Below are 24,060 nucleotides of genomic sequence, written 5' to 3' on the forward strand. Positions count from 1 at the left end.
TGAGATGACCGTGGTCGACCGGCAGGAATGGGACGTCGTCGTGGTCGGCGCGGGCGGCGCCGGACTGCGCGCCGCCATCGAGGCGCGCGAGCGGGGCGCCCGTACGGCCGTGATCTGCAAGTCGCTGTTCGGCAAGGCGCACACCGTGATGGCCGAGGGCGGCATCGCGGCGGCCATGGGCAACGTCAACGCCGGGGACAACTGGCAGGTCCACTTCCGCGACACCCTGCGCGGCGGGAAGTTCCTCAACCAGTGGCGGATGGCCGAGCTGCACGCCCGGGAGGCGCCGGAGCGGGTGTGGGAGCTGGAGACCTGGGGCGCGCTGTTCGACCGGACGAGGGACGGCCGGATCTCGCAGCGCAACTTCGGCGGCCACGAGTACCCGCGCCTCGCGCACGTCGGCGACCGCACGGGCCTGGAGCTGATCCGCACCCTGCAGCAGAAGGTCGTCGCGCTCCAGCAGGAGGACTTCCGGGAGAGCGGGGACCACGAGGCACGGCTGAAGGTCCTCCAGGAGTGCACGGTCACCCGCGTCCTCAAGGACGGGGACCGGGTCTCGGGGGTCTTCGGCTACGCGCGGGAGTCCGGGCGCTTCTTCGTGCTGGAGGCGCCCGCGGTGGTGCTCGCCACCGGCGGCATCGGCAAGTCGTTCAAGGTGACGTCGAACTCGTGGGAGTACACCGGTGACGGCCACGCGCTGGCGCTGCTGGCCGGGGCCCCGCTGCTGAACATGGAGTTCGTGCAGTTCCACCCGACGGGAATGGTCTGGCCGCCGTCGGTGAAGGGCATCCTGGTCACCGAGTCGGTGCGCGGCGACGGCGGGGTGCTGCGCAACTCCGAGGGCGAGCGGTTCATGTTCGACTACGTCCCGGACGTCTTCAAGGACAAGTACGCCGAGACCGAGGAGGAGGGCGACCGCTGGTACGACGACCCGGACCACCACCGCCGTCCGCCCGAGCTGCTCCCCCGCGACGAGGTGGCCCGCGCGATCAACGCCGAGGTGAAGGCGGGCCGCGGCTCCCCGCACGGCGGCGTCTTCCTGGACGTGTCCACGCGGATGCCGGCCGAGGTGATCAAACGGCGGCTGCCGTCGATGTACCACCAGTTCAAGGAGCTGGCGGACGTCGACATCACGGCGGAGCCGATGGAGGTCGGACCGACCTGCCACTACGTGATGGGCGGCATCGCCGTCGACTCCGACTCGGCGGCGGCGCGCGGGGTGCCGGGGCTGTTCGCGGCCGGTGAGGTGGCCGGCGGGATGCACGGCTCCAACCGGCTCGGCGGGAACTCCCTGTCCGACCTGCTGGTGTTCGGGCGCCGGGCGGGCCTGCACGCGGCCGCGTACGCGGCCGGCCGGACGGCCGCGCGGCCCCGGGTGGACGACGCCCAGGTCGACGCCGCCGCCGCGGAGGCGCTGCGGCCGTTCTCCGCGCAGGGCGCGCCACCGGGCGAGGGGCCGCCGGAGAACCCGTACGCCCTGCACCAGGAACTCCAGCAGACGATGAACGACCTGGTCGGCATCATCCGGCGCGAGCCCGAGATGAAGCAGGCGCTGGAGAAACTGGCCGAGCTGCGCCTGCGGGCGCGCCGGGCCGGGGTCGAGGGGCACCGGCAGTTCAACCCGGGCTGGCACCTCGCCCTCGACCTCAGGAACATGCTGCTGGTCAGCGAGTGCGTGGCGCGGGCCGCGCTGGAGCGCACCGAGTCGCGCGGCGGGCACACCCGCGAGGACCACGCGACGATGGACCGCGCGTGGCGCAACGTCAACCTGCTGTGCGAGCTGACCGGCCCCGCGGACGGCCCCGCGGCCACCGACCCGGCGCGCGGCCGGATCGCCCTCACCCGCGAGAGGACCGAACCCATCCGTCCCGACCTGCTCGCCCTCTTCGAGAAGGAGGAGCTGGTCAAGTACCTCGCCGAAGAGGAGCTGGACGCGTGAGCAGCTACGAGGCCCGCTTCAGGGTGTGGCGCGGGGACGCCGCCGGCGGCGGCCTGGAGGACTTCGCGGTCGAGGTGAACGACGGCGAGGTGGTCCTCGACATCATCCACCGCCTCCAGGCCACCCGGGTCCCCGACCTCGCCGTGCGCTGGAACTGCAAGGCCGGCAAGTGCGGTTCGTGCTCGGCGGAGATCAACGGCCGCCCCCGGCTGCTGTGCATGACCCGCATGTCGGTCTTCGGCCGGGAGGAGACGATCACCGTGACCCCGCTGCGGGCCTTCCCGGTGATCCGCGACCTGGTGACCGACGTCGGCTTCAACTACGCCAAGGCCCGCGAGGTCCCGGCCTTCGTGCCGCCGGAGGGGCTCGGCCCGGGCGAGTACCGGATGATGCAGGAGGACGTGGACCGCCCGCAGGAGTTCCGCAAGTGCATCGAGTGCTTCCTGTGCCAGGACACCTGCCACGTGGTCCGCGACCACGAGGAGAACAAGCCGGCGTTCGCGGGGCCGCGGTTCCTGATGCGGATCGCGGAGCTGGACATGCACCCGCTGGACGCGGCCGGGGAGAACGGCCTGGACCGGGGGCGCACGGCCCAGGACGAGCACGGCCTCGGCTACTGCAACATCACCAAGTGCTGCACGGAGGTCTGCCCCGAGGGGATCAGGATCACGGACAACGCGCTGATCCCGCTGAAGGAGCGGGCGGTCGACCGCAAGTACGACCCGCTGGTGTGGCTGGGGAACAGGATCCGGCGGCGCTCCTGAGCGCCGGTCAGGGCCTGTTCACCCAGCCCTTCCGGTACGCCGCCCAGTCCGCCTCCGTCGCCGCGAACTCCGACGTGGAGGGCCACGCCGGAGTTCGCGCGGCCGGCGCCCCCGGCCGGTGAACCGGGTGTGTCCGGTGGGCTCGGGGACTCGTCGGCCCCGGCCGGGGCGGGCGGGGGCCGGGCGGGCCCGGGGCCCCGGAGCCCTCGGCCGGGCCGGCGCTCCACGAGCCCCGGAGGTCTTCGCCGGGTCGCCGCCGGTGTCCTCCGGGACGCTCGTACCGGACGGCTCCGGCGGGCGGTCCCCCGTCCCCTCCGGTCGTCGGCTCCCGCGGCCCCGTGCGTTCCCTCCCGGCCCCCTCGCCCGCCGACCGCGGCCGGTGGCTTCGTGGTCGGTGTTGCCGGGGAGGAGGAGGGGAACGGGTGTTCCGGTTGCGGTCACCCGGCGGAGGGTGCCTGCCGTACGTGCAGGTGGCCCTCCCGGGGGAAGGCCGGCGGGGCGGCGGGGAGCAGGCCAGTGAGCGCGAAGCCGCACTTCCCGGCCACGCGGCAGGAGGCGGTGTTGTCGACCTGGTGCAGCAGCTCCAGGCGGGCCGGTCCTTCGTGGGCGAAGGCGGCGCAGGCCCAGTCGGCCAGGGCCTCCAGCGCCCGCGGGGCCACCCCCCGGCCCCGCGCACGGGCCGCGGTCCAGTAGCCGACCTCGGCCGGGACGGGGTCCCCGGAACGCCGCTTGAGGACGACCTGGCCCACCGGCCGGGGCTCCTCGCCGGGGACGCGCGCCTCCTCCACGGCGAGGGCGAGGCGGTCGCCGGTCTCCCAGCCGCGCCGCTGCTCGGCCACCCACCGCGCCGCGCTCGCCTCGTCGTGCACGGGCGCGCTCGCCCAGCGGCGCAGGGCCTCGTCCCGGTGGAGCTCGGCGAGGGCGGGCGCGTCCCCGGGAGTCCAGGGGCGCAGGGTGAGGGGGCCGGCCGTCAGGCGTATCGGGGCGGTGTCGCACATGGGGCGGAGCCTACGGGGCGCCGACGGGCCGTCAGAACAGGCTCAGCAGCGCCTCCGCCGGATCGGTGAGGGCGGTGTCGGCGCCGGGCAGGGGGAGTTCGAACCAGACGGTCTTGCCCCGGGGGGTGCGGCGGGACCCCCAGGCCGCGCTGAGCAGGCCGACGAGCTGGAGGCCGCGGCCCCCCTCGTCGGTGTCGCGGGCGCGGCGGCGGCGCGGCTGGACCAGACCGGCGTCCCAGACCTCGCACACCAGGGTGCGGTCGAGGAGGAGGCGGAGCCTGATCTCGCCCTCGCCGTAGCGCAGGGCGTTGGTGACCAGCTCGCTGACCAGCAGCTCGGTGGTGTCGACGAGGGGTTCCAGGTCCCAGCGGAGCAGCTGGGCGCGGGCGTGCTCGCGGGCCCGGCCCACGCTGCGGGGCTCGCGCGGCAGGGTCCAGTCGCCGACGGACTCGGCGGGCAGGCCCTGGACGCGGGCCATCAGCAGGGCGATGTCGTCCTCGCCGTGGTGGGTGTCGAGGGTGTTGAGGACGTGGTCGCAGACGTCCTCCAGGTTCGGGTGGGTGTCGGCGCGCGGCGCCGTCGCCGAGGGGGGGTGGCCGGGCGACGGGCGGGACGGGCCGGTGAGGGCGCCCACGAAGGCCCGCAGGCCCTCGTCGAGGGGGTGGTCGCGGCTTTCGACCAGTCCATCCGTGTAGAGCGCGAGCAGGGCGCCTTCGGGCAGTTCGACCTCGACCTCCTCGAAGGGTTCGCCACCGACGCCGAGCGGCATGCCGGGCGGGACGTCCAGCATCAGCGCAGGCTCGCCGGGTTCGACCAGGACGGGCGGCAGGTGGCCCGCGTTGGCGAAGGTGCAGCGCCTGGTCACCGAGTCGTAGACGGCGTAGACGCAGGTCGCCAGGTAGACCTCGGAGAGGTCGGCCTCGCGGGGGCGGCGGGCCGCCCGGGTGGCCTGCCGGACCCCTCCGGGAGTCCCCAGGCCCCGGGCGATCTCGTCCAGCTGGGAGAGGACCTCGGCGGGTTCCAGGTCGAGCTGGGCCAGGGTGCGCACGGCGGTGCGCAGTTCGCCCATGGCCACCGCGGCGCGCAGGCCCCGGCCCATGACGTCGCCGACGACCAGCGCGGTGCGGTGACCGGGCAGTTCGATGACGTCGAACCAGTCGCCGCCGACCTCGCCGGTGCGGCCGGTGGCCGCGTTGCCGGGCAGGTAGCGGCAGGCGATGTCGAGGCCGGAGGCCTCCGGGTCGCCGGGCGGGAGCAGGGACCGCTGCAGTATCAGCGCGCGTTCGTGCTCGCGCCGGTACAGGCGGGCGTTGTCGATGCAGACGGCGGCGCGGGCGGCCAGCTCCACCGCGAGGTCGCGGTCGCGGTCGCCGAACGGCTCGCTGCCCTTGGTCCGGGCGAACTGCGCGAGCCCCACCACCGTGTCGTGGGCGACCATCGGCACGGCGAGCGTGGACTGCACCAGGCCGCCGTCCTCCCCCGGCACCGCCTGCGGGCGGGCGGTGCGCAGGGCGTCCGCGTGGGGCGAGTTGAACGGGTAGTGGTGGACGGCGCCCAGCTTCACCCGCACACCGGCGCCGTCGAAGGGCGCGTCGGACACCGCGCTGGCGAAGGCGACACGGCGCATCTCCGCGCTGCCGTCGGCCAGCCCCGGCGGGGTCTCGTCGCCGACCAGCAGGCCCTGGTAGAGGTCGACGGTGGCCAGGTCGCAGAAGCCGGGGACGACGACGTCGAGGAGTTCGCGGGCGGTGGTCTCCAGGTCGAGGGAGTTGCCGATGCGGGCGCCGGCCTCGTTGAGCAGGGCGAGGTTGCGCCGTGCGGCGGCGGCCTCGCGGGCGGCGGCACGGCGGGCGGTGATGTCGGTTCCCAGCCAGGCGATGCCGATGGGCCGGCCGCTGCCGCTGTGCACGCGGTAGAGGTTGACGGACCAGTGGCGGCGCTCGTCGGCACCCGGCACGAAGCCCGTGACGTGCATGTCCGTGATGGAGTCGCCGGTCTCCAGCACCCGGCGCAGGGTCGCGGCGACCCGGTCGGCCTCGCCGCGCGGCAGGTAGTCGTGGACGCCCTTGCCGCGGTGGTCGTCCGGCGTGCCGCCGAAGATGGACGCGAACCGCTGGTTGGCGCGGCGCACCCGCAGGTCGGGGTCGATCAGCAGGAAACCGAAGGGAGACTGTCCGAATATCGCCTGCGAGGCGGCGAGGTCGGTCTCGATGCGGCGCAGGGTGCGGACGTCGACGACGATGCAGACGGCGGCCCTCTCCCCCTCCTCGGTCCGCGTCGGCATGACGTAGACCTCGGCCAGGCCCTCCCGGTCGCGCCGGTCCCGGGCCACGGTGTCCGGCAGCCGGAAGGGCACCACTCCGGTCCACTCCCGGCCGTCGAGGATCTCGGCCATCTTGCGCTGGCCCTGCTCGCGCCGGTCGGGGTCGACGAAGGCGGCGATGGGGTCCATGCCGACGGCGCGGTGGGCGGGGATGCCGAAGAGCTGCTCGGCGCGCAGGCTCCACTGGTCGACCAGGCCGTCGGGGCCGATGGAGAAGGAGGCGATCTTGATGTAGTCGTACAGGGAGCCGGGCGGACTGCTCTGCCACATCGCGTCGGCGGACGGGGCGTCGCCGGAGGAGAGGCCGTCCGCGGCCTCCGTCCTCGGGCCGCCCGACGAGTCCTCGGACTCCGTGGCCTTCGCTGGTATCTCGCTCACGCGAACCGTCCCCTCCAGCTCACCGCGTCCGGCACCGGTCACCGGAGACGGCTGCCCGCAGTATCCAGCACTACGGCGCCGCACGACACGGTGTTCACGATCACAGCACGGTCCCGATGGTTTTCGGTCCCCGCTGTGAGAACACTCCCAGTCTTCTAACCAGCGGACACGCCGTCGAACCCCCTCCGTGCCCACCGTCCGCCGGCGGCCGCCGGACGGGGGCGCGGGACGGGGGGCGTGCGCCGGTGAGCGGCGGTGCCGCCCCTCAGCGCGGCACCGCGAGTTCGAACCACACGGTCTTGCCCGTACCGCCGGGCCGGGCGCCCCAGCGGCGGGAGGCGGAGTCCAGGAGCTGCAGCCCGCGACCGCCCTCGTCGTCGGGCCGGGCGACGCGCTCGTGGGGGAATTCGGGAAGGGGGTCGGAGACCTCCACCCGCAGGACGCCGCCGAGGCCCTCGGGGCGCACCAGGCGGACGTCGATGGGGCCGGTGGCGTACCGCAGGGCGTTGGTGACCAGTTCGCTGACCAGCAGGACCGTGAGGTCGCCGACGTCGTCGAGGCCCCAGTCGCGCAGTCGGTCGCGGACGGCCGCGCGGGCGGCGCGCACGGCCCCCGGCTCTGCGGGGAACGTCCACTCGGCGCAGTCGCCTTCGATGTCGATCACGTGGATCACTTCCCCGCCCGACGAGTCCACCTGACCCGGTTCCGTGGGTCCAATGAGCCCATACCCGACATATCGAACCACCTACCGTGCACGGCGGCGCATTGTGGCACGGACGGCGCGGGACGCACGGGTGACGCACGGCACGTGCGCTCGGGGGCGTGCGGCGGACGCGGCGCGTGGAGCGCGCGGAGCGCGTACGGCGCACGGAGCACGCACGGTGCGAGCGCCGTCTACGGCTGCCGTGCGGTGAGGCCGAGGTGGGCGAGCGTGTCCCGGACGGCGGGCACGTCGTGCTCGAGCCAGTCGACGTCCCAGATCCGGGCGGGGGTGAGCCAGCGCAGCGCGTCGTGGTCCTCCAGCGGCCGGGGAGCGGCGGAGCCGGGGCGCAGGCGGGCGGTCCACACCTGCATCACATACGGCGCCCTCAGCGGCCACTCCCCCGGGACGCGCTCGCCGGCCTGGGCGTCGACGCCCAGCTCCTCGCGCAACTCGCGCACCACCGCCGCGCCCGGGGTCTCCCCCGGCTCGACCTTGCCCCCGGGCAGCTCCCAGCGCCCGGCCAGCTCGGCGGGGGCGCTCCGGCGGGCGGCGAGCAGCCGCCCCTCGTGCCACAGGGCCGCGCCGACCACCACGATCCGCTCGCTCATGCGCCGGAGCCTACGGGAGGCCGGCCGGGGCGCCGGGCCCGGCGCCCGCCGGCGGGTGTCAGCCGGCGTGCGTCCCGTTCTGGCCGATCCGCTCGACCCAGTACAGCTGCCGGTGTCCGCGGCTGTCGAGGCTGTCCGCGATCTTCTGCGCCTCGGCGCGGGTCGCGTACCGGCCCACGCGGTACCGGTTGCCGTTGTCGTCCCGGCGCACGACGAGCCAGGGAAGAGTGACCGTGCTGTCGTTCATCTACGCCCCTCCACTGCCCGTCCGCGGCCGGTGCCGTGCCCCGCCCGGTAAGGAAACCGCAGTCCGCATATGCCCGAGCCTACGCCTTACCTTCACGCAGCGAATACGCCTTTTCACCAAGAGGCATGCAACCGGCCAGGACGCGGGGGGCGCACGGAGGCGGATGCGCCGTGCGCGGTGACCGATGTGTCCGGTCAGCGGCATGCCGTCCCGCACGCGCCGCACCCGGGCGGCCTGCGAGAACGGCCAGATCGCTACGGCGACGGGGCAGCCGCGTCCCGGTCCGCGCGCCGGAGCGGAAGCGGTGCCGGGGCGCGGACGGGTGTGCGACGGCTCACTTGACGGAGCGCCCGGTCCTGTCACCGGGCGCGCGCTCCGGGGCGGACGGCGCCTACTTCACCGGGAGGTGGTAGGCGGCCCGGTAGCGGTCGGCCGGGATGACCACGTCGGCCGTCTCGACCGGGCGCCCCGAGGCGAAGTAGGTGCGCTGGATGACGAGGACGACGTGTCCGGGAACGCCGCCCAGCAGGGCCAGTTCCTCGGCGAGGCCGGGGCGGGCGCCGACCTCCTCGGTGACGTTGTCCACGATCACGTCGATGGCGCGCATGCGCTCGACGACCCCCATGCCGCCGAGCGGCCCCTCCTCGGGCAGCATCACGGGCGTCCGGCCGGTGAGGGCCAGCGGCTCCCAGGAGGTGGAGAGCATCACCGGCTCACCGGCCTCGCGGAAGAGGTACCTGGTGCGCATCACGCGGTCGCCCCGCTCGATGCCGAGCCGCTCGGCGACGGCGGCGCAGGCCTCGGTCTGCTCGCTGCCGGACTCCCAGGTGCCGTGGACGCTCGCGTCGGCCTGCTCCTGGCGGAAGGGCGTGGCCCCGCGCTCCGGCCGGAAGCCGGAGCGGGCGATCCGCCGGGGCACCGGCCGCTCGCGCACGTACGTCCCCGAGCCGGAGCGGCCCTCGACGAGGCCCTCCGCCATGAGCACCTTGCGCGCCTCCAGCGCGACCGTGTCCGAGACCCCGTACTCCTCGCGGATGCGCGCCTGCGAGGGGAGGCGGGTGTGCGGGGGCAGCCGACCGTCGACGATCTTCCTGCGCAGATCACTCGCGACGCGCAGATACGCCGGCTGCTCACCGAATGTCACTGGCCGCTCCCCTCACGTTGCACAGACAGCAACAGCGTGGCAACCGTGGGTTGGCCCGGGCAAGCAAAGGCCAGAGAATCACTCGAAGTGATGGATGCTTCGCGCGAGGGCTTTACCAGGCACTTTCTCCCCGCTATAACGGCCGTCACACCTCCATGCCCCCGCTCCCCGTGCCGTGCTCCGCCTCCTCCTCGTCCTCCTCGTCGTACACGGGCGGCGAGGTGGCCAGGCCCAGGGCCTTGCGCGCGGTGACCGACCTGCGGGGGTCGATGAGTTCCCAGCCCTTGCCGGAGTGGTCGTGGAACGCGTCCGCGTCACCGGCCTCGGCGGCCTTCGCCCACTCCTGCCCGGCCTTCTCCAGTTCGCCGGCCAGGTCCGTCACCGGCCGCCGCGCGCCGGCGGGCCACGCGTGCGCGCGCAGCATCCCGCTCTGCTCGGCGAGCGCCCCGGAGACCCGGCCCGCCCATTCCCGGTGGCCGGGCAGGTCGTCCTCGACGAACTCGGCCTCGGGCGCCTCGTCCAGCGCCGTGTCGAGGACCCGCGCCGCCTCGAGGTAGGCCACCTGGTGCGCGTCGAGCGTGGTCGCGTCCCGGCGCAGCGATCCGGTGAGGGGGGACCGGGCGTCCCGGTGGCCGAACACGCAGGTGATCTCGCGGTCGCCGTAGCGCCAGCTCTCCCGGGACGGGACGAGGTGGTACACGTCCACGTGGCCGGGCAGCGCCCAGCCGTCCATGGCGTAGGCGTCCTGCAGGTCGTAGCACCGCTCGTCGGCGGTGCCGACGAGCCGGTCGTCGCCGGGGTACGCCCCGCCGTCCAGGGTGACCAGGGCGAACACCTCGCCGTGGTGCTCCTCCTCGCAGGGCACCGGGTAGGCCTCGTGGGCCAGGCCCTCCAGGCCGCCGGGCGCGTCGAAGCAGTCCCCCTTCTCCAGCGCGAGCACCGTGTTGCCGCGCATCCCCTCCTCGAAGCCCTCCCAGAAGTCGGCCGCGGCCCCCGTGGCGAGCGAGAGCGCCCACAGCGCGAGGCCGAGGGACGACAGCACGGACCCGGCGATCGCCATGCCCCGGCCGCGTTCCCCCCGCCGCCGGATCTGCCGCAGCGCGACCAGCCCCAGCACGAGCCCGACGGCCGGCAGGAAGCACAGCACGCCGAGCACGAGGGCGGCGATGGCCACCCCGTTGACGGCGGCCGGGAGGCGGGGACCGTAGGGCCCGTACAGGCCGTGCGGCGCGAAGCCCGGCCCGCCGCCGTGGGGCGGTTGCGGCGGTCCGTACGGGCCGTACGGACCGTACGGCTCCTGCGGCCGGGGAGGAGCGGGGTGGTGCGGGCCCTGGGGGCCGCCCTGCGCGTCCTGGGGGTGCGGGGGCCCGGAGGGCGGGGGTGTGGACACGGGTACCGTGCTCCTGGTTCGGCTGCGATGCGTGCGCGGATGCGTGAAGGGTGCCGACGGGCGGCTGGGCGCATCGTAAGCGCGCACGCGGGCGCGGGAGGAGACGGGACCCCTGTTCGGGCGGGCGCCCCGCCCCGTGACGGCCGGACCACCGGTCCGGGACCCGTCACCGGGGGCGGGGCGTCCGTGCGCCGCGTGCGGCTCCGGGAGCCGCACGCGGTCTCAGGAGCACTTCACCGCGTCAGAACTGCAGGGCCCAGCCGTTGAGGCGCCCGGAGTCCCACCACGCGTTGTCGCTGACCCGCAGCTTCCAGGTGCCGTTCGCCGTCTTTGAGGAGGCGTCGACGGTGTACGTGGTCCTGATGTCGTCCGCGCTGCCGCCGGTGCCGTACGACTTCAGCGTGTACGCCGTGCCGTCCGGGGCGATCAGCTGGACCTGGAGGTCACCGATGTAGGTGTGGGTGATGTCGACCTCGACCGCCAGGTCCGAGGGCGCGTTGCCGGACACGCCGGAGACGGTCACCGGGGACTCGACGGTGGCGTTGTCGGCGACGGTGTAGTCGGTGGTGTTCTCGAAGCGGTCGCCGGTCGGGGGCGGGGTGGTGCCCCCGTCGCCCACGTACAGCAGGCGGTTGGGCGAGCCGCTGCCCGGGTTGCCGACGACGCCGGTGGTGGCGGCGGAGGTCAGCGCGGAGGAGACCTGGGCGGGGGTGGCCGAGGGGTGGTCGGCCAGGTGGAGGGCGGCGGCACCGGCGACGTGCGGGCTCGCCATGGACGTGCCGGAGATGGTGCTGGTCGCCGTGTCGCTGGTGCGCCAGGCGGAGGTGATGGAGGAGCCCGGCGCGAACAGGTCCAGGACGGAGCCGTAGTTGGAGTAGCTGGCGCGGGCGTCGCTCGACGTGGTGGCGCCGACGGTGATCGCCTCGGTGACGCGGGCCGGGGACTTGGTGGAGGCGTTGGTGGACTCGTTGCCGGCCGCGACGACGAAGGTGATGCCGGAGTTGACGGCGCCCCGGACGGCCGCGTCGAGGGCGGTGTCGGCGCCGCCGCCCAGGGACATGTTGGCGACGGCCGGCTTGACCGCGTTCCGCGCCACCCAGTCGATGCCGGCGACGACCTGGGCGGTGGTGCCGGAGCCGGAGTTGTTCAGCACCCGGACGCCGACGACCTTCGCCTTCTTGGCGACCCCGTGGGCGCTGCCCGCGACCGTGCCGGCGACGTGGGTGCCGTGGCCGTGGCCGTCCTGGGCGGTGTTGTCGTTGTCGATCGCGTCGTAGCCGTTGGAGGCGCGGCCGCCGAAGTCGCTGTGGGTGATGCGGACGCCGGTGTCGATGACGTACGCCGTCACGCCCTCCCCGGCCGAGTCCGGGTAGGTGTAGGAGCTGTTCAGCGGGAGGCTCTTCTGGTCGATCCGGTCCAGGCCCCAGGAGGGCGGACCGGGCTGGGTTCCGGTGATGCGGAAGGTGCGGTTCTGGACCACCGAGGCGACGGCCGGGTCGGCGGCGAGGCGCTTGGCCTCGCTCTCGGAGGCCTCGACCTCGTAGCCGTTCAGGGCCTTGGTGTAGGTCCGCTCGATCTCGGCGCCGTACTTCTCCGCCAGGGCACGGCCCTCGGCGGAGCCGGAACGGGCCTCGTCCGCCTCGAGGGTCACGATGTAGCTGCCGGCGACGGCGTTCGCGGCGCCCGCGTACTGGACGCGGCCTTCGGGCGCGGCCGGCGCGGCGCCCGCGGGGAGGGCGGAGAAGAGGCCGGCGACGAGGGTGGCGGCGGTCGCCGCGCCGAGGGTGGTGAGTCTTCGGGTGGTGCTCCGCCGGTGGTGACGCATCACTGCCATCTGAGGGGTCCTCCTCGATCGGTGGTGCGCTGCTGTGGGGGGCGGTGCGTTCGATCGGTGGCGCACGGGCCGCGGGCGTGACGAAGCGACCCCGTGAATGACATGATCATGTCAATAAGGGACGGACGGACCCGTGCTCCCGCCGAAAGATTGAGGGGTTCACAGGAATTGCACAAGGGCCCTGCGCGAACGCGCGGGCCCCGTCGTGCTTCTGTCACGTTTTTCCGGCCATGTTCCGAACGTCCGCCGGCGGCGGAGGCGGCGCGGCGGCGGCCGGCCGGACCGGCGGCCGCCGCGCAGGGGGGCCGCGCCCCTCAGGCCCCGCGCGGGCGGGACGGTGCCGCCAGGGGGAGTGCCGGCACCCGGGGCTCGGACCGGTGGGCGCCCGGCGGCACGCCGGCCGGTCCGGTGGAGCGGGCGCCGAAGGCGGCCGGCGACGGGCAGCCGGCCGCGGAGCCCGCCTCGGTGACGCCGGGGCCGCCGTGGACCGGCGGCGCGGCCGCGCGCTCGACGCGACGCGCCGTCAGGTACGCGTACGGCGAACGGCCGTAGGCCAGCCGGAACCGGCGGCCGAGGTGCCCGGGGGCCATGCCCGCCTCGCGGGCCAGCGCCAGGACGTCGAGCGGCCGGGCGTACTCCCGGTCGATCCGGTCGCGGACGCGGCGCAGGCGGGCGAGGTCGCTCAGGTGCTGCGCCTCGGCGCGGGCGCGCCCCCACGAGGGGTGGCACATGGCAGGGCTCCTTCTCGTCGGGTTCTCGCCGGGCGCACGCCGGAACGGGCGGCGAGGTGCCCGGCGGCGGAGCGGCCGGACGGCTCAGCGGAGCTCCTGGATGCGGACCAGGTTGCCCGCGGGGTCGCGGAAGGCGCAGTCGCGGACGCCGTACGGCTGCTCGGTCGGCTCCTGGACGACCTCGACGTCGTGGGCCTGGACCTTCTCGAACGTGCCGTCGAGGTCCGGGGTGGCCAGCAGGATCCAGCCGTAGGTGCCCTTGGCCATCATCTCCGCGATGGTGCGGCGCTCGTCCTCGGTGATCCCGGGGTCGGCGGCCGGCGGCGCCAGGAGGATGGACGTGCCGGGCCGGCCGGCGGGACCGACCGTGATCCAGCGCATCCTGCCCTGCCCGACGTCGCTGCGGACCTCGAAGCCGAGGACGTCGCGGTAGAAGGCCAGGGACGCGTCCGGGTCGTCGTGCGGGAGGAAGGTCGTGTGAATGGTGATGTCCATGCGGATCAGGCTAGGAGCGGCCCGGTGACCCGCGCTTCTCCGTTCCTGACCGATGCGGCCCGACCCGCCCGGCACCGGAGGGCGGCGCCCCCGGACCGGCCCTCCCGTGCGACCCGCCGCCGGACGGGACCGGACCACGTGCCGTGCGTACCGGACGAAGGGTCACCTGCCGTACGCGCTTCCCCCCGGGACGGCCCGGACGGCGGCGCCGGCCCCGGGGCGGGTGCCGGGCGCCGGCCCGCCGCCGTCCGGGTGCGGTGCGGGGGCGGGCCACCACCGCGCGCTCACGAGCCCGGGTCGTCGCCCCCCGGGCCGCGCCGCCCGATCCGGAGCCGCTCGCCCACCGAGTCGTCGAGCAGCGCCCGGCTGATGGCGCGGCGCTGCCCGGCGGTGGTCCCGCCCCAGATGCCGGAGTCCTCCCCGTGCTCGAGGGCCCAGGAGCGGCAGGCGAGCAGGACGCGGCAGCGGCGGCAGACCGCCCGGGCGGCGGCGACCTGCGGGTCGGCCTCCCGTTCGTCCAGGGGGAAGAACAGTTCGGGGTCCTCATCGACGCAGGCGGCCTCACGGGTCCACGCATGAGCGGCGGGCGACTCGGCGCCGAAGGGAAAGGAACGAGTAAGCACATCGATCCTCCGCGTTGTGCCGGCCGGGCCGGCGGGTGGCTGCGGCACGGCGGTACCGCAGGCCCGGCAGAGGTCGTGCTCTCCACTGTACGTCGCACCCCATGGCGCGACATCCGGTGATTCATCGCCCTTCGGGCGGTACGTCCCCTCTCCTGCCGCCTCGGCCACGGTGCCGCAGCGCGCACAGCCAACCGTCTCGCCGACCTGACTGACGGAGGTACTCGCTGACTCGGGCACCGATGTCAGCCTGACCTGGAGTTCGCCGTACAACGGTGTGCGGGCCTCCCGCCTCGGCTCGAGAAACGCCCAGCGGTGCCGGGATGCGCTGCGCGCCGCGCAGCCCGGGGAACACGCGGAACGGTTGACGGGCGGGCCCGTCGGCGGCGGTGTGCTGCGGGGAACGGTGGAGACCGGGACGGCCGACCGGGGTGTCATCACGGCACGCGTGGATCACGAAGTCACCAGCCCGCTGAGTGCCCACGCGAACCGTCGGATCACCGCCGAGGCATTCGTCTCGACCGTCCGCTCGCCGCACGGGCGCGAGCACCACGGCTACGTGGTGCTCGACTTGACCCCGCACACGGGCTGACACCGTGTCCTGCGTGATCAGTCGACTGCTGGGTCGGCCCCGCGCCGGGGGAGGACGTACCGGGGACGTCCCGGACGCCGTACCCGCCCGACGCCTCGGGCACCAGGTGTCGCACCCCGGCCCGCGCGGCCTCGCCGCCACGGGCGGCGAGGGCATCGGGCCGCACTGCGGGGACCAACGCCCGGGCGGGTGCTGAGCGAGGTCCGCTCCCGGGTCGCACGTGATCGTTTCCCGCTCCGTGCGCATCCTGCGGAAGCGTCTTCGACGGGACAGCCCGGCTTCACGGCCGGGACGAACCGCGCGCCGTGCCGGACGACCTCGCCACCGACGAGACGGCCCGGTCGATGGCGCCGCTGCCGTGGATGCGCGCGGTCGAGACCGCCAGGGGGCAGCGGCCTTCACCGTGGCCCGCGCACGATGCCGCGCCCCGGCACGGCTGACGTCGAAGACCGCGACGACCCGTGGTCCTGACAACGAGTCGGGCGTTCCCCGGGGGAACACCTCCGCTGTTCCCCGGAGGACATGCCTCACCAGGGGTGTGTCGATCTCCGGGCGTCTCGGCCGCACCGACGCGACCATGACGCCGGACATCCGCGCCCACCCGCGGCCCGCCTCCGAGGAGCGGACCCGGCCCGCCGTCGGCAAGGCGTACGGGGACCAGTCCGCCGATGCCCGGCCGCAGGTCGACGAAGCGGCGCAACCGCTTCCCCGCGTGCCGGGCTCGTCCGGCGCGCTGCGGACTCCGCGCGGACCGCGAAAGGCCGCCCGACCCGCTCCACCGCGGGTCGGGCGGCCTTTCGCCGAACGCGTCAGACGTTGAACCTGAACTCGACCACGTCGCCGTCCTGCATCACGTAGTCCTTGCCCTCCATGCGCGCCCGGCCCCGGGCGCGGGCCTCGGCGACCGAGCCGGCCTCGACGAGGTCCTCGAAGGAGATGACCTCGGCCTTGATGAAGCCCTTCTGGAAGTCGGTGTGGATGACACCGGCGGCCTCGGGGGCGGTGGCGCCCTTCTTGATGGTCCAGGCGCGGGCTTCCTTCGGGCCGGCCGTGAGGTACGTCTGCAGGCCGAGGGTGTCGAAGCCGACGCGGGCGAGGGTGGCGAGGCCGGGCTCCTCGGCGCCGACGGACTCCAGCAGCTCGAGCGCGTCCTCCTCGTCCAGTTCGGCGAGGTCCGCCTCCAGCTTGGCGTTGAGGAAGATCGCCTCGGCGGGGGCGACCAGGGCGCGCTGCTCGTTCTTGAAGTCCTCGTCGACCAGCTCGTCCTCGTCGACGTTGAAGACGTAGAGGAAGGGCTTGGCGGTGAGCAGGTGCAGGTCGTGCAGGAGCTCGGCGCGCTCGCTGCCCTGGACGATGCCGTGCGCGAAGAGCGTGTCGCCCTTCTCCAGGATCTCCTTGGCCTCCTCGACCGCCTTGACCTTGGGCTGGACGTCCTTCTTGATCCGCGACTCCTTCTGCAGGCGCGGCAGGACCTTCTCGATGGTCTGGAGGTCGGCGAGGATCAGCTCGGTGTTGATCGTCTCGATGTCGTCCTTCGGCGAGACCTTGCCGTCGACGTGCACGACGTTCTCGTCCTTGAAGGCGCGGATGACCTGGCAGATCGCGTCGGACTCGCGGATGTTCGCCAGGAACTTGTTGCCGAGCCCCTCGCCCTCGCTGGCGCCGCGCACGATGCCGGCGATGTCGACGAAGTCGACCGTGGCCGGAAGCACGCGCTGGGAGCCGAAGATCTCGGCCAGCGCGGCCAGCCGGGCGTCGGGGACACCGACGATGCCGACGTTGGGCTCGATCGTGGCGAACGGGTAGTTGGCCGCCAGCACGTCGTTCTTGGTCAGGGCGTTGAACAGGGTCGACTTGCCGACATTCGGCAGACCGACGATTCCGATCGTGAGCGACACGTTGCGACTTCCCGTACGTGAGGTTGGGGGCGAGGACCCGCCGACTGGGCTGCGTGGGCCGATCCACCAGTCTACGGCGTGCCCGCCCGCACCCCGGCGGTGCGTCGAAGTCCGGCCGAGCTGTGGTCCACGGCGTGTCTGAGGGGCCGTTCGGCACATAAAACGACCTAAGTTGGTCCAATGGAGCACCCCAGGACGCGACCCGCGCAGCACGGACCGCGACGCGACACGCCGCCCAGGCCGTCCAAGCCGCCCCGGCCGCCCAGGTCACAGGGGGTGCCCGGGGCGTCCGGGTCCCGGCTGCCCCCGCAGGCGGGACGGGCGGCGGGCGGCGGCGTCGCGCGGTCCGTCCGGCCCGAACGGCCCGCCCGTGTGCCGCGGCGCCGGCCGGCGCCCGGGCGGCGCCCCGCTCCCGCGCCGGCCGCCGGGCGGCTGCCCCGCCCGCGGCTCACCGGACTGGGCGGCGGCCTGTTCTGCGGGCTGGTGATGCTCGCCCTCGGGCTCCTGGTCGCCGCGGTGTCCGGGGCGCCCCGGACGGTGTACGGCGTGCTGTTCCTGCCGGTGTGCGTGCTGACCGCGGTCTGGGTGCGCGAGGGCGACCTGCTCACCACGCCCGTCGTCGTGCCGATCGCCTTCGCCGTGGGCCTGGTCCCGCTGGCCGGCGACGGCGGCGACGGGACCGGCGGCCGGCTGATGGGACTGGTGACGGGCCTCGCGACGCAGGCCGGCTGGCTGTACGGGGGGACGCTCGCCGCCGGGCTGGTCGTGCTCGGCCGCAGGGCCCGCAGGATCCGCACGGCCAGCCGGAGGGCCGCGCAGGACCGGCCGCGGGGGTGAAGGCGCCGGGTGCCGCGGGCGAAGCCCGTGCGCGCCCGGGGCGCCCCGCGCTCCGCTACGCGCCCGTGGCCGCCCGCATCGCCGCCCCCACGATGCCCGCGTTGTTCTGCAGCTGCGCCGGGACGATCTCGGCCTTGATGCCCTCGATGCGGGGCAGGAACTTCTGGGCCTTGCGGCTGACGCCCCCGCCGATGATGAACAGCTCCGGCGAGAACAGCATCTCCACGTGGGCCAGGTACTTCTGCACGCGGTGCGCCCACTCCCCCCACGACAGGCCGTGGTCCTCCTTGGCCTTGCTGGAGGCGCGCTTCTCCGCGTCGTGACCGCGCAGCTCCAGGTGGCCCAGCTCGGTGTTGGGGACGAGGACGCCGTCCACGAACAGGGCGCTGCCGATGCCGGTGCCGAAGGTCAGCAGGATCACGGTGCCCCTGCGGTGCCGGCCGGCGCCGAAGTGCATCTCGGCCACACCGGCCGCGTCCGCGTCGTTCACCACCGTCACCGGCAGGCCGCCCAGGCGGTCGCCGAGCAGCACGCGCGCGTCGACGTCGATCCAGCTCTTGTCGACGTTGGCCGCCGAGCGGATCGTGGTGCCGCCGGTGACCACTCCGGGGAAGGTGACGCCGACCGGGCCGGTCCAGCCGAAGTGGTCGACGACCTCCTTGACGCCGTCCGCCACCGCGTCCGGCGTGGCGGGGTGCGGGGTGAGGACCTTGCAGCGCTCCTGCGCCAGGTCCCCGTCGTCCAGGTCGACCGGGGCACCCTTGATGCCGGATCCGCCGATGTCCACGCCGAAGATCTCCATGGCCCCACGTTACGACGTGCGGCGGGCCGTCAGGGAGACGGCCGCGGAGCCCTCACGGGCCCGGTCGCGGGCCGGCCGGACGCGACCCGTCCCGCGACCGCCCCCGTCACTTCCCGGAGTCCGCGCCGGGCGTCCCGGAGCCGCCGCGCTCGGCCACCAGGGCCGCCGCCTCCTCGCGCAGGTCGCGGCGCAGCTCCTTCGGGAGCGAGAAGGTGATGGACTCCTCGGCCGCCTTGACGATCTCCACGTCCTCGAAACCGCGCCGCGCCAGCCACTCCAGCACCTGCTCGACCAGCACCTCCGGCACCGAGGCGCCCGAGGTGACGCCGACCGTGCCCACGCCCTCCAGCCAGGCCTCGTCGATCTCGTCGGCGAAGTCGACCAGGTACGCCGCGCGGGCGCCCGCGAGCTTGGCGACCTCCACCAGCCGCTTGGAGTTGGAGGAGTTGCGCGAGCCGACCACGATCACCAGGTCCGCCTCGGCGCCCATCTGCTTGACCGCGAGCTGGCGGTTCTGGGTGGCGTAGCAGATGTCGTCGCTGGGCGGCGAGACCAGCTGGGGGAACTTCTCCTTCAGGGCGTCGACGGTCTCCATGGTCTCGTCGACGGAGAGGGTGGTCTGGGAGAGCCAGACCACCTTGGACGGGTCGCGGACCTCCACCTTGGCGACGTCCTCGGGGCCGTCGACGAGCTGGATGTGGTCGGGGGCCTCGCCCGAGGTGCCGATGACCTCCTCGTGGCCCTCGTGCCCGATCAGGAGGATGTCGTAGTCCTCCTTGGCGAACCGGACCGCCTCCTTGTGCACCTTGGTGACCAGCGGGCAGGTGGCGTCGATGGTGGCGAGCCGGCCGCGTGCGGCCTCCTCGTGGACGACGGGCGCCACGCCGTGCGCGGAGAACATCACGATGTTGCCCGGCGGGACCTCCTCCGTCCGCTCGACGAAGACGGCGCCCTTCTTCTCCAGGGTCTGCACGACGTACTTGTTGTGCACGATCTCGTGCCGGACGTAGACGGGGGCCCCGTACTGCTCCAGGGCCTTCTCGACGGCGATCACGGCGCGGTCGACCCCCGCGCAGTAGCCCCGGGGGGCGGCGAGCAGGACACGGCGGCCAGGCGAAGCGGTCATGCGTCCCATCGTAAGGGCCGGGCCCGGGAGCCGATCACGGTGCGTTGTCGGCGGGGCGCACTACCCTCGCGGCATGGCTGTCAACACGTCTGCGGAAGCGCCCCTGCCGGTCGGCGAGGTGTCGCGGCTCATCGGAGGGTGGATCGACCGGCTCGGCGCGGTGTGGGTCGAGGGGCAGATCACCCAGCTGTCGCGGCGGCCGGGCGCCGGGGTGGTGTTCCTGACGCTGCGGGACCCGTCGCACGACATCTCCGTGGGCGTGACCTGCTACCGGCGGGTGTTCGACGCGGTGGCGGACGTGGTGGGCGAGGGCGCGCGGGTGGTGGTGCACTGCAAGCCCGAGTGGTACGCCCCGCGCGGGCAGCTGTCGCTGCGGGCCGCCGAGATCCGGCCGGTGGGGGTCGGGGAGCTGCTCGCGCGGCTCGAGCAGCTGAAGAAGTCCCTCGACCGGGAGGGGCTGTTCGCGCCGGAGCGGAAGAAGCCGCTGCCGTTCCTGCCCCAGCGGATCGGGCTGGTGTGCGGGCGCGCCTCGGCCGCCGAGCGGGACGTGCTGGAGAACGCCCGGCACCGCTGGCCCGCCGTCCGCTTCGAGGTGCGCAACGTCGCCGTGCAGGGGGTGCACGCGGTGCCGCAGGTCGTCCAGGCCGTGAAGGAGCTGGACGCGCTGGACGAGGTGGACGTGATCATCGTGGCGCGCGGCGGCGGCAGTGTGGAGGACCTGCTGCCGTTCTCCGACGAGCAGCTGGTGCGGGCCGTGGCCGCCTGCCGTACGCCGGTGGTCTCCGCGATCGGCCACGAGCCGGACAACCCGCTGCTGGACCACGTCGCCGACCTGCGCGCGTCCACCCCGACCGACGCGGCCAAGAAGGTCGTCCCGGACGTGGGCGAGGAGCACGAGCGGGTGCGGATGCTGCGCGACCGCGCGCGGCGCTGCGTCCGGGCGCTGGTGGACCGGGAGGAGCGCGGGCTGGCCCAGGCGCTGGCCCGGCCCTCGCTGCAGGATCCGCACCGGATGGTCGACACCCGGGCCGAGGAGGTCACGGCGCTGCTCGAACGGGGGCGGCGTTCGCTGCGGCACCAGCTGGACCGGGCCGACTCCGAGCTGGCGCACACCCACGCGCGGGTGGTGGCGCTGTCCCCCGCCGCGACCCTGAGGCGCGGGTACGCCGTCCTCCAGCGGGCCGACGGGCAGGCGGTGCGCGCCCCGGGCGAGGTGGCGGCCGGTGAGGCGTTGCGGGCGCGGGTGTCCGAGGGCGAGTTCACGGTACGGGTCGATGCGTAGGGTGGGCGGATGACCGGCAGGACCAGGACGGGCGGGACGGAGCAGGCGGTGGAGTCCGAGGTGCTCGGGTACGAGCAGGCGCGGGACGAGTTGATCGAGGTCGTACGGCGGCTGGAGGCGGGCGGCACGACGCTGGAGGAGTCCCTCGCGCTCTGGGAGCGGGGCGAGGAGCTGGCCGGGGTGTGCCGGCGCTGGCTGGACGGTGCGCGGGCGCGGCTGGACGCGGCGCTGGCGGAGGAGTCCGGGACGGAGGACGCCGGGGACGCCGAGGCGGCCGAGTAGGTCGCGCGGGCCCGGGGCCGGGGGGGGCGGAGGGCGCCCGCGGGTGCTCCCGCCCCCGCGGCGCCGGTGAGGTGGACCACGGACTCCGGGTGAAGTTGAAAGTTGAACTTCTTGCGCGTACGGTCGTCCGTGTCAGCCGGTGCCGTGCTCCCCGCACGGACGTCCCGCGTCCCCACGCGGACGCACGGCACCGACGTCCCTCCGAGAAAGTTCACACATGTCTCTCGTTCTTGACTCCGCCGCCCAGGACCTGCTGTTCCGCGAGGCGCGCACCGCGAACACGTTCACCGACGAGCCGGTGACCGACGAGCAGGTGCGGGCGATCTACGACCTGGTCAAGTACGGCCCGACCTCCATGAACCAGTCGCCGCTGCGCATCACCCTGGTCCGCTCCCCCGAGGCCCGCGAGCGCCTGGTCGCCCACCTGGCCGAGGGCAACCGGGCCAAGACGGCCGCCGCCCCGCTGGTCGCGATCCTCTCGGCGGACAACGAGTTCCACGAGGAGCTGCCGCAGCTCTTCCCGCACTTCCCGCAGGCCAAGGACCTCTTCTCCGAGCGCCCGGCGCGCGAGGGCTCCGCCGCGCTGAACGCCGCCCTCCAGGCCGCCTACTTCATCATCGGCGTGCGCGCCGCCGGCCTGGCGGCCGGCCCGATGACCGGCCTCGACTTCGAGGGCGTGCGCAAGGAGTTCCTGGACGACGACCACACCCCGCTGATGGTCGTCAACATCGGCCGCCCCGGCCCGGACGCCTGGTTCCCGCGCAGCCCGCGCCTGGAGTACGAGCAGGTCGTCACCACCGTCTGAGCCCGGGAACGGTGCCCGCCGCGCGACGGGGCCCCGGCGGATCGGTCGATCCGCCGGGGCCCCGTCGTGCGGCGGGCACCGTCACCCGGTCCGCAGCGCCTCGGCCATCTCCGTCAGCTCCCCGAACGACGCCGTGCCCGCCACCACCGTGGTCGAGCCGTCGTCGCCCTCGAGCACCAGGGCGTCGTAGCGGCCGCCCTCGTACCGGGTCCAGGTCCTGCCGTCAATCCGCTGGGTGGTCCCGGTCTCCCGCGCGCCCTGCGTCGCGTCCTCGATGAAGAGCGGCCGCTTCTGGGTGGACTGCTCGAGCGCCGCGTACTGCCCCTCGGGAGTCCGGTAGCCGAGGTGCCAGTGGTCGCCCTCGTCGCTGCGGAAGCGGACGGAGGTGGGCTTCCACGCCTCGGGCAGGCCCTCGGGGGCGGCCACCGGGTAGGAGGCGGCGCGACGGGCGGTGAGCAGGTCGACCCGGTAGTCCACCCGCTGGAGGTCGGGCGCGCTGTCGTCATGCGGGATGAACAGCCAGACGAAGCCCGCCACGAGTCCGATGAGCCCCAGGGACAGGATCATGTCCCGGGCCGTTTTCTGCATGCTGTTCTTTCCTGCCACGCCTCCTATCGTCGCAGGTGCCCGGTGCGCTCATCCGTGGGGGGCCCTGCTCATATTGTCTGTCCGGCGATAGAGTCGTGACCCACACCCTCATCCGGCCGTCGTCGTACAGAAAGGTGCGCTCCGATGACCGAACACCATCACTTGCCGTCCGAGCTCGATGTGCCCTCCGAGGCCCCCGACCGCAACCTCGCCCTGGAGCTCGTACGGGTCACCGAAGCCGCCGCGATGGCCGCCGGCCGCTGGGTCGGACGCGGGGACAAGAACGGCGCCGACGGCGCCGCGGTGCGCGCCATGCGGACCCTCGTCTCCACCGTCTCGATGAACGGCGTCGTCGTCATCGGCGAGGGCGAGAAGGACGAGGCCCCGATGCTCTTCAACGGGGAGCGCGTGGGCGACGGGACCGGGCCGGAGTGCGACATCGCCGTCGACCCGATCGACGGCACCACGCTGACCGCCAAGGGCATGACGAACGCGATCGCGGTGCTGGCCGCCGCCGAACGCGGCTCGATGTTCGACCCCTCGGCCGTGTTCTACATGGACAAGCTGGTCACCGGCCCCGAGGCCGCCGACTTCGTCGACATCGACGCGCCGGTGAGCGTGAACATCCGCCGGGTCGCCAAGGCCAAGCGGGTCACCCCCGAGGACGTCACCGTGGTGATCCTGGACCGGCCGCGGCACGAGGGCGTCATCAAGGAGATCCGGGAGACCGGTGCCCGCATCAAGCTGATCTCCGACGGCGACGTGGCCGGCTCGATCCTCGCGCTGCGCGAGGGCACCGGCATCGACATGCTGCTCGGCGTCGGCGGCACCCCCGAGGGCATCATCTCGGCCTGCGCCGTGAAGTGCCTGGGCGGCACCATCCAGGGCAAGCTGTGGCCCAAGGACGACGAGGAGCGGCAGCGGGCCGTCGACGCCGGGCACGACCTGGACCGGGTGCTGACCACGGACGACCTGGTCTCCGGCGAGAACGTCTTCTTCGTGGCCACCGGCATCACCGACGGCGAGCTGCTGCGCGGGGTGCGCTACCGCTCCGAGACCGCCACGACCGACTCGATCGTGATGCGCTCCAAGTCGGGCACGGTCCGCCGGATCGACTCCGAGCACCGGCTGAGCAAGCTGCGGGCGTACAGCGCGATCGACTTCGACCGCGCCAAGTGAGGTCCGCGAGGCCCCGGTCGTGAGGAAGGGGCGCCCCCGGTGCGGAGAGGGCGCCCCTTTCGCCTCCCCGCGGCCTCCGCGCACCCGCGGCCGGCCGGCGGCCGGCTAGCCGGCCGCGGCTATGCGTCCCGTCGTGCGCGCCGTCTTCTTCAGTTCCATCTCGCGCCGCCGGCGCCGGGCCAGCACCACGCGGCGCTCGGCGGCGGTCAGCCCGCCCCAGACACCGTAGGGCTCGGGCTGGAGCAGGGCGTGCTCGCGGCACTCCACCATCACCGGACAGCGTGCGCAGACCTGCTTGGCGGCCTCCTCGCGGGAGAGCCGGGCGGCGGTCGGTTCCTTCGAGGGGGCGAAGAACAACCCGGCCTCGTCGCGCCGGCACACCGCCTCGGTGTGCCAGGGAGCGTCCTGGTCCCTGTCTCGCGGAGCCCCTCGCTGGGCCGGAACAGCGGCTACCTGCAGGGACGAATGCGGCGGTTGCAGCACGGTCTACTCCTG

Annotated in this window: 26 protein-coding genes; 10 read left to right on the plus strand and 16 right to left on the minus strand. The window is 74.1% G+C overall.

Annotation, left to right across the window (positions count from 1 at the left end; translation table 11 throughout):
• Positions 1–4: 4 nt before the first annotated feature.
• The 3 genes from ACZ56B_RS16045 to ACZ56B_RS16055 are packed head-to-tail and all read left to right on the plus strand — an operon-like array spanning position 5 to position 2,825.
• Positions 5–1,939 carry a fumarate reductase/succinate dehydrogenase flavoprotein subunit gene (locus ACZ56B_RS16045; protein WP_468790254.1) on the plus strand — a complete coding sequence of 645 codons (1,935 nt, stop codon included), beginning with the start codon at positions 5–7 and terminating at the stop codon, positions 1,937–1,939.
• A complete protein-coding gene (locus ACZ56B_RS16050) occupies positions 1,936–2,703 on the plus strand; it encodes a succinate dehydrogenase/fumarate reductase iron-sulfur subunit (RefSeq protein ID WP_468790256.1) in 768 nt (255 codons plus the stop codon). The genes ACZ56B_RS16045 and ACZ56B_RS16050 overlap by 4 nt, the downstream gene beginning before the upstream one ends.
• A complete protein-coding gene (locus ACZ56B_RS16055) occupies positions 2,670–2,825 on the plus strand; it encodes a hypothetical protein (protein ID WP_468790258.1) in 156 nt (51 codons plus the stop codon). The genes ACZ56B_RS16050 and ACZ56B_RS16055 overlap by 34 nt, the downstream gene beginning before the upstream one ends.
• 315 nt (positions 2,826–3,140) lie before the next feature.
• On the opposite strand, the gene ACZ56B_RS16060 is transcribed toward ACZ56B_RS16055, so the two are convergent.
• From ACZ56B_RS16060 to ACZ56B_RS16110, 11 genes are all read right to left on the minus strand, one after another.
• A complete protein-coding gene (locus ACZ56B_RS16060; RefSeq protein WP_468790260.1) occupies positions 3,141–3,701 on the minus strand; it encodes a GNAT family N-acetyltransferase in 561 nt (186 codons plus the stop codon).
• A gap of 31 nt (positions 3,702–3,732) precedes the next feature.
• On the minus strand, positions 3,733–6,402 hold the full coding sequence (locus tag ACZ56B_RS16065) for a SpoIIE family protein phosphatase (RefSeq protein ID WP_468790262.1): 2,670 nt from the start codon (positions 6,400–6,402) through the stop codon (positions 3,733–3,735).
• A 265-nt stretch (positions 6,403–6,667) separates the two neighbouring features.
• Positions 6,668–7,075: an ATP-binding protein gene (locus tag ACZ56B_RS16070; RefSeq protein ID WP_468790368.1), complete on the minus strand. Its 408-nt coding sequence runs from the start codon at positions 7,073–7,075 to the stop codon at positions 6,668–6,670.
• Between the two features lie 221 nt (positions 7,076–7,296).
• Positions 7,297–7,713, minus strand: coding sequence for a (deoxy)nucleoside triphosphate pyrophosphohydrolase (locus ACZ56B_RS16075; RefSeq protein ID WP_468790264.1), 417 nt, complete (start codon positions 7,711–7,713; stop codon positions 7,297–7,299).
• 58 nt (positions 7,714–7,771) lie between these two features.
• A complete protein-coding gene (locus ACZ56B_RS16080; RefSeq protein ID WP_468790266.1) occupies positions 7,772–7,960 on the minus strand; it encodes an SPOR domain-containing protein in 189 nt (62 codons plus the stop codon).
• 391 nt (positions 7,961–8,351) lie between these two features.
• Positions 8,352–9,104 (minus strand): GntR family transcriptional regulator, encoded by a 753-nt coding sequence (locus ACZ56B_RS16085; RefSeq protein WP_468790268.1) that lies wholly within the window; start codon positions 9,102–9,104, stop codon positions 8,352–8,354.
• A gap of 145 nt (positions 9,105–9,249) precedes the next feature.
• Positions 9,250–10,494 carry a DUF4190 domain-containing protein gene (locus ACZ56B_RS16090; RefSeq protein WP_468790270.1) on the minus strand — a complete coding sequence of 415 codons (1,245 nt, stop codon included), beginning with the start codon at positions 10,492–10,494 and terminating at the stop codon, positions 9,250–9,252.
• 241 nt (positions 10,495–10,735) lie between these two features.
• A complete protein-coding gene (locus ACZ56B_RS16095; protein WP_468790272.1) occupies positions 10,736–12,328 on the minus strand; it encodes a S8 family peptidase in 1,593 nt (530 codons plus the stop codon).
• Between the two features lie 314 nt (positions 12,329–12,642).
• Positions 12,643–13,059 carry a helix-turn-helix domain-containing protein gene (locus ACZ56B_RS16100; RefSeq protein ID WP_468790274.1) on the minus strand — a complete coding sequence of 139 codons (417 nt, stop codon included), beginning with the start codon at positions 13,057–13,059 and terminating at the stop codon, positions 12,643–12,645.
• Between the two features lie 84 nt (positions 13,060–13,143).
• Positions 13,144–13,554, minus strand: coding sequence for a VOC family protein (locus ACZ56B_RS16105; protein ID WP_468790276.1), 411 nt, complete (start codon positions 13,552–13,554; stop codon positions 13,144–13,146).
• Positions 13,555–13,838: 284 nt separating this feature from the next.
• Positions 13,839–14,177: a WhiB family transcriptional regulator gene (locus ACZ56B_RS16110; RefSeq protein ID WP_468790278.1), complete on the minus strand. Its 339-nt coding sequence runs from the start codon at positions 14,175–14,177 to the stop codon at positions 13,839–13,841.
• A gap of 445 nt (positions 14,178–14,622) precedes the next feature.
• Here ACZ56B_RS16110 and ACZ56B_RS16115 point away from each other — a divergent pair, with 445 nt between their 5' ends.
• Positions 14,623–14,766 carry a hypothetical protein gene (locus tag ACZ56B_RS16115; RefSeq protein WP_468790280.1) on the plus strand — a complete coding sequence of 48 codons (144 nt, stop codon included), beginning with the start codon at positions 14,623–14,625 and terminating at the stop codon, positions 14,764–14,766.
• A 305-nt stretch (positions 14,767–15,071) separates the two neighbouring features.
• Positions 15,072–15,206, plus strand: a complete 135-nt coding sequence (locus ACZ56B_RS16120; protein WP_468790282.1) for a hypothetical protein — start codon at positions 15,072–15,074, stop codon at positions 15,204–15,206.
• 369 nt (positions 15,207–15,575) lie between these two features.
• Here the strand turns inward: ACZ56B_RS16120 and ychF are convergent, their stop codons facing one another.
• The gene (gene ychF, locus ACZ56B_RS16125) at positions 15,576–16,664 is read right to left on the minus strand and encodes a redox-regulated ATPase YchF (RefSeq protein ID WP_468790284.1); all 1,089 of its coding nucleotides are present in this window, start codon (positions 16,662–16,664) and stop codon (positions 15,576–15,578) included.
• A gap of 180 nt (positions 16,665–16,844) precedes the next feature.
• Between ychF and ACZ56B_RS16130 the strand changes: the two genes are divergently transcribed.
• Positions 16,845–17,501 carry a DUF6542 domain-containing protein gene (locus ACZ56B_RS16130; protein ID WP_468790286.1) on the plus strand — a complete coding sequence of 219 codons (657 nt, stop codon included), beginning with the start codon at positions 16,845–16,847 and terminating at the stop codon, positions 17,499–17,501.
• Between the two features lie 55 nt (positions 17,502–17,556).
• Here ACZ56B_RS16130 and ppgK read toward each other — a convergent pair whose 3' ends face one another.
• Together ppgK and ACZ56B_RS16140 are read right to left on the minus strand one after the other, a co-directional pair.
• The gene (ppgK, locus tag ACZ56B_RS16135; RefSeq protein ID WP_468790288.1) at positions 17,557–18,303 is read right to left on the minus strand and encodes a polyphosphate--glucose phosphotransferase; all 747 of its coding nucleotides are present in this window, start codon (positions 18,301–18,303) and stop codon (positions 17,557–17,559) included.
• Positions 18,304–18,409: 106 nt separating this feature from the next.
• A complete protein-coding gene (locus ACZ56B_RS16140) occupies positions 18,410–19,438 on the minus strand; it encodes a 4-hydroxy-3-methylbut-2-enyl diphosphate reductase (protein WP_468790290.1) in 1,029 nt (342 codons plus the stop codon).
• Positions 19,439–19,502: 64 nt separating this feature from the next.
• Between ACZ56B_RS16140 and xseA the strand changes: the two genes are divergently transcribed.
• The 3 genes from xseA (at position 19,503) to ACZ56B_RS16155 (ending at position 21,798) form a co-directional block, all read left to right on the plus strand.
• Positions 19,503–20,711: an exodeoxyribonuclease VII large subunit gene (gene xseA / locus ACZ56B_RS16145; RefSeq protein ID WP_468790292.1), complete on the plus strand. Its 1,209-nt coding sequence runs from the start codon at positions 19,503–19,505 to the stop codon at positions 20,709–20,711.
• Between the two features lie 9 nt (positions 20,712–20,720).
• Entirely contained in the window at positions 20,721–20,993 is a 273-nt protein-coding gene (locus tag ACZ56B_RS16150) for an exodeoxyribonuclease VII small subunit (protein WP_468790293.1), read from the plus strand.
• A 217-nt stretch (positions 20,994–21,210) separates the two neighbouring features.
• Entirely contained in the window at positions 21,211–21,798 is a 588-nt protein-coding gene (locus ACZ56B_RS16155) for a malonic semialdehyde reductase (protein ID WP_468790295.1), read from the plus strand.
• Positions 21,799–21,879: 81 nt separating this feature from the next.
• Here the strand turns inward: ACZ56B_RS16155 and ACZ56B_RS16160 are convergent, their stop codons facing one another.
• Positions 21,880–22,386, minus strand: a complete 507-nt coding sequence (locus ACZ56B_RS16160) for a DUF4245 domain-containing protein (protein ID WP_468790297.1) — start codon at positions 22,384–22,386, stop codon at positions 21,880–21,882.
• Between the two features lie 144 nt (positions 22,387–22,530).
• Here ACZ56B_RS16160 and glpX point away from each other — a divergent pair, with 144 nt between their 5' ends.
• Entirely contained in the window at positions 22,531–23,565 is a 1,035-nt protein-coding gene (gene glpX, locus ACZ56B_RS16165; protein WP_468790299.1) for a class II fructose-bisphosphatase, read from the plus strand.
• A gap of 105 nt (positions 23,566–23,670) precedes the next feature.
• On the opposite strand, the gene ACZ56B_RS16170 is transcribed toward glpX, so the two are convergent.
• Positions 23,671–24,048, minus strand: a complete 378-nt coding sequence (locus ACZ56B_RS16170) for a WhiB family transcriptional regulator (RefSeq protein ID WP_468790301.1) — start codon at positions 24,046–24,048, stop codon at positions 23,671–23,673.
• Positions 24,049–24,060 lie beyond the last annotated feature (12 nt).

Source organism: Streptomyces sp. NPDC034670, from assembly GCF_055574875.1.